The sequence below is a fragment of the Streptomyces sp. NPDC047453 genome (genome assembly GCF_040643155.1).
Classification (GTDB): domain Bacteria; phylum Actinomycetota; class Actinomycetes; order Streptomycetales; family Streptomycetaceae; genus Streptomyces.
The window spans coordinates 1-7,586 of the sequence record NZ_JBEYTS010000144.1 but is presented as its reverse complement, the minus strand read 5'-3'; the positions used below and the strand labels follow the sequence as shown (position 1 = coordinate 7,586).

Genomic DNA, 7,586 nt, shown 5'->3' with positions numbered 1-7,586 from the left:
GATACGATCTAGACACTCGCATCCTCGCAGGTCAGCGGCACCTTTCTGCTGTCAGGGCGTCAGCCCGACCAATTCCGCTGAATAACCGGGGTTGGCGCTGACTGCCCCCGAAGGCCCAGAAGGACCGGTCGTTCTGGCCAGGACCAGCAGCGTGGACCTGGGCGATCTGGAGCGGAGAGTGGCCCGCTACTGGCGCCGCCACCAGACAGGTCAGCCCCCACTTGACCCGCTACAGACAGCGCGGTTCCTGATCGAGAGGGACAACAAGCCGCGCCGGGGATGGCTGGGCCGGATCACCGGCCTGCTGCGACGGCGACCCTGCGGCGGGCCTGTAGTGACAACCGCGAAAGACGACGTTTGAGGTGCAGCCTCATCTTTATCAGGTCGATCCCGGGGGACCAGCGACGTCGGCCAACCGGGCCTGCGCCTCGGCCGATCGTCCAGTGAGGTCCGGCGCTGATTGCTGCTGTTCGCGCTTGTTGGTGTCAGCCGCTGGTGTCAGCCGCCGCACGCAGTCTTGACAAGCGCGGCTTTTCCCTCCGGTGTGGAGCACACGCGCACTGCGTGTGGGAAGGTCATGCATGTGATCAACCAGGATGGTGGCTCGGGCCGTGAACTCATACTCGTGGACGGACTGAGCCCTTCGGACGTCGCGCTGATTCATCGCGAGGCGCTTCGCGTTCTGCGCTCCGGCATCGACGCAGCCCACGTTGACGCCTACAGCGACGATGCCTGGCCACCTGCAGTGCTGCATTCGTACGAACGCGCGCTGTCCCTGGCCCGGGAGGCGGTGGCCGATGGCACTCGCTCCCGGCGTGCGGATCTCGGGATGGGTATCGACGTCGACGTCCGCGACGACGCGCAATTCGAACTTCTGTTGGATTTGGTCCCGTACACGATCCACGCCGAAGGCTGGTGGCGGGAGCGGCAGGTCTTCAGTGCCAGTGACTCGGGAACCTCCCTGTGGATTGCCGTCACACAGGAGCAGGAAACAGAGCTCCTGTCCCGACTGGACACGCTGGGAATCCCACCAAACGCGCTTGCCGTCCAGCCACGTGGCCGCTCACGCAGTTCCAGGTGGTGGCGACCAGGCCGGCGTCGCCGAGGACGGTGAACCGCTGCTGGAGAGTCGGCCCACCGTCAAGCTAGTGCGATCAGTAGCCGAAGAAGTGAAGGGCCAGGTCTCTGACCTGCGACCGTGTGATCGATCAACGCTGCGACCTGCGACTTGGCTGTCGGCGGTTGTCAGCGTTGGTCGTCGTTGAGCACCCCCGCACGGCCCAGGGACGGCCCGGGCTCCGTGCATCAGGTCGATCATGCAGCGTCTTGGGGGTCGGTCCATCCGCTGCGTGCGCTCCTCGGGCTCTGCGGAGTCGCGGCATCTGCGATCATCAGCAGCGTGACCGATGACGAGGTGCAGACGGCCGCCAAGGCCCGCGTTCAGGCAGGGCACCCAACGAATTCGAGGCTCAAGCCGGCAGTGCTCTGTTGGCTGGTCATCTTCGTCAACGGGCTTGACATGGGTCGGAGCCGCTTCTACCAGTACTTCAATACGGTGGGACTGGTCGTCGGCACTATTTGGCTGGGCATCGAGGTGGTGCGCTGGCTCAAGCACCGCCGCCGCAGCGAGGAAACTTGAAAACCGTCGTGGCGCGAGCCACCGTGGGTTCAAATCCCACACCCACCGCGCAGTTGAACGGCCCCTGACCAGGAATGACGGTCGGGGGCCATTGCGCTGTTCGCTGCCCGCGAGTCACCGTGTCTCCCCGTGGTTTCCCGCCCGATCGGGCAGGGACGGGGCACGCCCGGGGCACGGGGACCGACGCTTTACAAGTTCGTTGCCGGACCCATGTCAGCTGCCGGAACCGCCGTCCGGGGGCGATTCTCGGTCCTCCTTCAGTCGAACCTGTCCGCCGTCGTTCGGCGACGTTGATGTCACGTGGTCAGCTCCGGAGTTGGAGCTGGTGTCAGATGGGCACTTGCCCTGCCCTCGGCGCTCCCTCAGGCTCACTACCCACGAGACGAGAATCAAGACGAGGCCGGAGTTTACAAGGATCCTGTCCGCCGGGGTGCCGACACTCTGATCGGATCCGGATACAACGCCTGCCACACCAGCGATAAGAAGCACAAACGGTAGCCACCGTCTCCGAGCGGGCAGGAGGCGCATACGCCACACCGAGTAGGCCATCCAGGCAATGACGGCCAAAATGAAACAAGCAAAGATACTCACCAAAAACTCCGCAAAAGACAGAGGTCGGAAGGCTTGAAGGTGCGGCCTCTTCCTTATCAGGTCAATCATTACGGACTGTCGACGCTGGCGCTCACCTGTCGTGCGGCGCTGTTGTGGTCGCCAGGGTCCGCGCCGATCCGCCGTCGTCCGCCGTTGTTGGTGTCAGACGTTGATGTCAGACACCAACGGGGCGCTTGACGGTCGCCAAGCTGCGGTGTAGCGGGTTCCTCGTAGCTGCGACCGGACGAGAATCAGCACGATGATCACAGTGACCAACTGGGACGCTGAGTCGAGCGTCGCTGCTATGGCCTCTGGGTTGATGATGCAACCAGCGACAGTGGTGATCATCAGCCAGTGGGCATTGTCAGTGGTCCATGGAACAGTGCTTGTAGTGCCGTCGCTGCCGTTCGGAAGTGTGGCACTAGGGGTCGGGATGGACACGCGCGTCTCTCCTGGTTCTCTCTGGGGCGCGCCTGTCTCTCGCCAAAGTGCTCGGGCGCGCCCCGCGTCTTGTCAGGCCTCGTCTTTTCTACGGGACGGCACTGACAAATGAGAGGACCAATTCCGCTTCATACGCCGCGCGTTGACATCATCTGGGCGCCGTTTCACGTGAAACCAGCACATGAAGCACAGCGGGTCTAGGGCGCCTGACCTGTCCCTATGAGAGCTCGCCGCGACTCCTTGACTCGGCTGAGCAAGGATTGTGTATGTCACCGTGCTACGTGTCGCCGACGTACTTGGAGTCGAGCTCCTTCACCTCGCCGCGCACGCTGTCGGCGCTTCGCCTTCCCTACCTGGTCGACGGAGCGGCTTTGGGCTCGCGTCTCAGCGCCCAAGTCAAGCGCCGCTGCCTGGGTCCTGGAGCACCAGTTTGGAAGATCGCGTACGCGGGTGCGGCCTGACGTGGGAGAACGCTGACCTGCGCGTTCCTGGAACGCTGTCCGCTGTTCCCCGTGGCTCGCCCTGGCGAGCCTCTCGAACGGGCACGCCAGGGGCACGCCTGCATGAGCTTCGCGATCCGGCGGCCGCTTCGATGCAACGACCGGTCGCGCGTTCAGCAGCCCTTGGACGGGTGAGTAGCGGGCGGCGCTGTCGCCTGCAGGCTCCAGTCAGGTGGGTCACCGGGTCCGAGTAGTTGCGCCTCGGCCTGGCTACCGTCGGCCAACTTCTTGTGCCACGTCCACGAGCCCTGAGCGATCGAGCCTTGGTCGAACGTCCAACCCAGACGCCGCATGGCGGTCTGTATGTGTGCGGCTACCTGAAGCTCGGATCCGCCTCCGGTGAAGTAGACATCGACGGTCGCGTCATTCCAACCGTAGGTCGACCTTATTCCGTCGCACGAGTCCCATTGCGGCTCAACGTTGTCCTTCTGCGTGACGTGTGCGCCTGGTGGCACCACGGACAGCACCGGCTGGATCGCCTTGAGCCGTCGATGCCCCGGATCAGGGTCCCCGACTGGCCGCGGAGTCCCGCTGCATCCGGTCAGTGCCATGACTGTTGCGACCACGGCGGCAGACATCACACCGTGCGCCAAACGACGCTCGAACCCCCACATGGCGGCAATGATCACACGCCCTCGTGGAAAGCCCATATCCGGTGCCGTCACGACGACCGCGAAGACTGTAAATCCCCCATGGGCGACAGACCCTCTGCGAGGCGCCACAGCGAATCCCCATGTGCCCCTCGCCGCAGCGCCAGGGCGAAGGAAACCCGCAGGCCGTAGCAGACATACGGAGCCCATTGGAAGTGGGCTGGCTGTGCTTCGGGCCGTCCGAGGGTGGCCGCGGCTGACGGGCGCTCACAGAAACTTCAAGTTCCCTTACAACCACCCCCACCCGTCAGGGATCTGATCACGTGAGTCAAACAGACTCCACGATCACTTGGGCCCGCGCCGAAGACGGACCGCGAGGAACGACCGGCGCTCGGCCCCTTTCTCCACCTGGGGAACGCATGCGTATACGAGCCACTGTGGCCGCCGTCTCCGGCGCTCTGGCCCTTTCCGCCCTCGCCGTGCCCGCCGCGCACGCCGCCGGTCCCTCCACCCACCGCGCGGACGCCGCGAAGGCCTTCCAGGCCGCCCACGCGGCCACCGCCGCCAGGAACAGCGCTCGCGTCGCCGCCGCCGACGACCCGTGGTACGACCTGGACGTCTCCTTCGCCAACCTCAAGGTCGCCAAGGCGCTCAAGGTCGGCACCACCAACCGCGTGTCCACCACGATCACCTACACCATGAAGTTCGGCGCCGACGTGGACGTGACCGCCAAGGACTTCATCACCGCCCCGTACCTCTACAAGGGCTCCTTCGACAGGCCGCGGAACATGCTCTCTGGCGACGACATGCCCACCTGCTCCGTCACCTCGGCGACCACGGCCAACTGCAAGGGCAAGATCGACATCTACCCGCAGGATCTGCTCAACTCCCACGCCGGCACCTGGCGGGCGGGCGCCTGGGCGATGGCCTTCAACGGTCAGGACCCCACGTCCGACGACTTCGACCTGAGCAAGGTCGGTTTTGCCGAGAAGGGCGGCCTCGGCACCACGCTGGTGCAGCGCAACTCCAAGCTGACCACCAGCGCCAAGCCCAAGCCGGTGAAGAAGGGCAAGAGCGTCACCGTCACCGGCAAGCTGTCCCGGGCCGACTGGGAGAACGTCGAGTACTCGGGCTACAGCGGTCAGGCGGTGAAGCTTCAGTTCCGCAAGAAGGGCACCACCACCTACAAGACGCTGAAGACCGTCAAGACGAACTCCACGGGCGGCCTGAAGGCCACCGTGAAGGCCACCGTCGACGGCTACTACCGCTACAGCTTCGCGGGCAACACCAACACCCCGGCGGTCAACGCCGCGGGCGACCTGGTCCGCGTGAAGAAGTAAGCCCCTCGTCGCGCCGCCGGCCCAGGCTTCCCAGGGCCGGCGGCGCGACGGACGCGGCGTAAGGCCGGCCGCATCGGAGCGTGCCTACATCCCCCAGGTGTTCCCCAACTCATCCGGCCGATGATGAACCCGCAGGTCAGCGGCCCCGAGCCCGGCCCGCTGTAAACCTGCTGACCCGCTGGGGTGATCTCGACGCCCCTGGATGTTCATGAGAAGTGACGTCAGGGTGCCCACATTGCCGGATACCGGAAAGCAGTCGCGCGAGTCGTCTGCCGTGCCCGGCAGGTGAGGGGCCGCGTCCGGGCGGTCATCATGATGAGCCGGGGGCCTGGCGTTCTGGGGTCCGCCGGAGGTGAGAGAGGAAGGCGAGGGGGGTCGGGACCGTGACAGAGGTGTTCGGCAGGGCCGGGGACGTGCTCATGGTGGCTTTGGGGCTGGGCTGCGTGTGGTTGGGAGGGTGGGCCCTGCTCCGGCCGCGTCGGCCACCGGAGCCGATCCGGGGACCTGTGTGGGTGGTCCGCGCTTGGGGGCTCGGCTACGTGTTGCTGGGGATCTCCCTCACGATCGAGTCGGTGACCGTGGTGGCCGGCGGGGAGCCGGGCTGGCCAGCGGACGTGATCCGCTGGGTTGCCGGACCGCTCGTGGTCGGCTCGATCCTGGCGGCGTTCCTGTCCCGGCGGTGGGAGCGCCGACGGGCCCGGGCCGTGAATGAGGGGCGGCAGGCGTGAACCGGGCCGTCTCCTGGAGTGAGGCGGCGCTCGTGGCCGTTGCCTGCTGGGCGGTCAGCGGTCTGGGGTACGGCGTGCTTGCCGCCTTCGACGCGCCGCACGTGCCCGTTGCGCCCCTCATTGTCATGTGGCTCGCCCAGTGGTTCTTGGCGCGCCACCGCTTTTGGCTGGCCGGGGTTGCGGCGAGTCTCGCGGGGGCTGTCGTGCTGTTCGCTCTCATCGACGTCCTGCGTCCGGGTCTGGGCCGCTACGTTGCGGACGCGCTGGCTACGGGGGCCGCGGCGACGGTCGCCTTGGCCGTCTTCACCCTGGTCGGCCGCGGAGCGGGACGCCATCGTGACGCAGCACGCTGACCAGTTCGTGGGCCAGCCTGCATCCTGCAGCCCGAGCCGGGTGCCGTCCGGCAGCACACGTCCAACACCGCATGTGAGGGCTGCCCAGGTGCAAGGACCCCACGGAGGAGAGGGCGCCGAGGAGTCGCCGATGCGCGGTGGCGGATCATAGGGTGCCAGTGGGGCAGACAAGCACCTGGAGGTACAAAGCTGCAGTTCAGGACATGGTTGCTGCGCGGTCTGTAAATCTGCCGGCTCAGCCTTCCCAGGTTCGAATCCTGGCGCCGCCACGCTCGTGGGAATCGGCCCCTGACCAGCAAGTTTGGTCGGGGGCCGGTCTCATTTCAACCCAGCCCCTGCGCCCGTGGTTCCCCGCTGTTTCCCCCTCGATCTGGCACGCTCGTGGCACGATGCTGTGACCGTGATCATTGGCGGGGGAGCGCGGCGCACTGGGTGATGTCGGCAGTGGCGATTCTGGTGGGGGAAATGTGAGCAAGGGTTGGCCTGAGCGCTGGTGGACGACGGCTCTCCTGGCTGTGGTGCTGACGGGCATTGTGACCTACGACGTCTGGCGGGTCGTGGGGGTGCTTGCGGAGCCGGTAGTGGACTGGTGGGCCCTTCCCGGGCCATGCCTGCGGGGAACCTTGCTTGCGTTCCTGGCAGTTGGGCTTGCCCACCGGGCGATCACCCTCCACAGGAGAACACGAGCCGTAGGCGGTGAGACGCAGGCTGGCCACTGAGTCTGTGGCAGGCAGGCAGGACTGCGCGGACTTCGCCCACGCGGTTGGCGGAGCGACTTTGGCCTGGAGTTTCAATGACCCAGTCAAGCGCCGCCGCGCTCGGATCCTGGAGCACCAGTTTGGAAGAGTGCGTACGCGGATTGCTGCTGACCTGTGGGTCCGCTCACCTGCGGGCATGGCCCGTCATGTCCGGGACTCCCCGTGATTCCCCGGTGAGGCCCGTCCGTTAGGGCACAGTTGGGGCACGCCTTCAAACCCTGGCGGCCGTTCCCCCGGGGCTTGCGGCTGCCGCGCGCCCCTGCTTACCTTCTCGCGCCATCGCTCGGCCAGACCGGCCTCGAAGCTGGTGAGTCGCTCATCAACATCGGGGATCAGCTCAGTGCCGCTGATGATTCCCCATTCGTCGGTCAGCAGCAGACACACAGGGCACAGTGCCGGGTCGCGATAGAGCAGGCTCCCGTCCCACTTCCAGCTGTCGAGCTGGAACACACGACCCGGTCTGCCGCACCAGTCGCACGGCTCGGGAGGTCCGTCGCCAACCTTCTCCATAGCGGCACCGTACCGCGCGGGCGGTGGAGCGACTTTGGCCGGGAGTTTCAATGACCGAGTCAAGGTCATGGGCCGCCCTCCACCAGTGAAGGCGGCACCTCGTCTCGGAGATCGTTTGTGCCCTCAGCTGACGAAA

6 protein-coding genes are annotated in these 7,586 nt (G+C 66.1%); 5 read left to right on the top strand and 1 reads right to left on the bottom strand.

Annotated features, from left to right (window positions below; genetic code table 11):
- The first annotated feature begins 583 nt into the window (after positions 1-583).
- Together ABZ818_RS42005 and ABZ818_RS42000 are read left to right on the top strand one after the other, a co-directional pair.
- Positions 584-1,114, top strand: a complete 531-nt coding sequence (locus ABZ818_RS42005; RefSeq protein WP_361427399.1) for a hypothetical protein — start codon at positions 584-586, stop codon at positions 1,112-1,114.
- 285 nt (positions 1,115-1,399) lie between these two features.
- Positions 1,400-1,639 (top strand): hypothetical protein, encoded by a 240-nt coding sequence (locus ABZ818_RS42000; protein WP_361427396.1) that lies wholly within the window; start codon positions 1,400-1,402, stop codon positions 1,637-1,639.
- A 1,645-nt stretch (positions 1,640-3,284) separates the two neighbouring features.
- Here ABZ818_RS42000 and ABZ818_RS41995 read toward each other — a convergent pair.
- Positions 3,285-3,800 (bottom strand): hypothetical protein, encoded by a 516-nt coding sequence (locus tag ABZ818_RS41995; RefSeq protein ID WP_361427393.1) that lies wholly within the window; start codon positions 3,798-3,800, stop codon positions 3,285-3,287.
- Between the two features lie 380 nt (positions 3,801-4,180).
- Here ABZ818_RS41995 and ABZ818_RS41990 point away from each other — a divergent pair, with 380 nt between their 5' ends.
- The 3 genes from ABZ818_RS41990 to ABZ818_RS41980 all read left to right on the top strand — a co-directional run bounded on the left by ABZ818_RS41990 (position 4,181) and on the right by ABZ818_RS41980 (position 6,182).
- Positions 4,181-5,101 carry a hypothetical protein gene (locus ABZ818_RS41990; protein WP_361427390.1) on the top strand — a complete coding sequence of 307 codons (921 nt, stop codon included), beginning with the start codon at positions 4,181-4,183 and terminating at the stop codon, positions 5,099-5,101.
- Positions 5,102-5,613: 512 nt separating this feature from the next.
- Positions 5,614-5,829 carry a hypothetical protein gene (locus ABZ818_RS41985; RefSeq protein ID WP_361427387.1) on the top strand — a complete coding sequence of 72 codons (216 nt, stop codon included), beginning with the start codon at positions 5,614-5,616 and terminating at the stop codon, positions 5,827-5,829.
- Positions 5,826-6,182 (top strand): hypothetical protein, encoded by a 357-nt coding sequence (locus ABZ818_RS41980; protein WP_361427384.1) that lies wholly within the window; start codon positions 5,826-5,828, stop codon positions 6,180-6,182. Before ABZ818_RS41985 ends, ABZ818_RS41980 begins: the two co-directional genes overlap by 4 nt.
- The last annotated feature ends 1,404 nt before the right edge of the window (positions 6,183-7,586 follow it).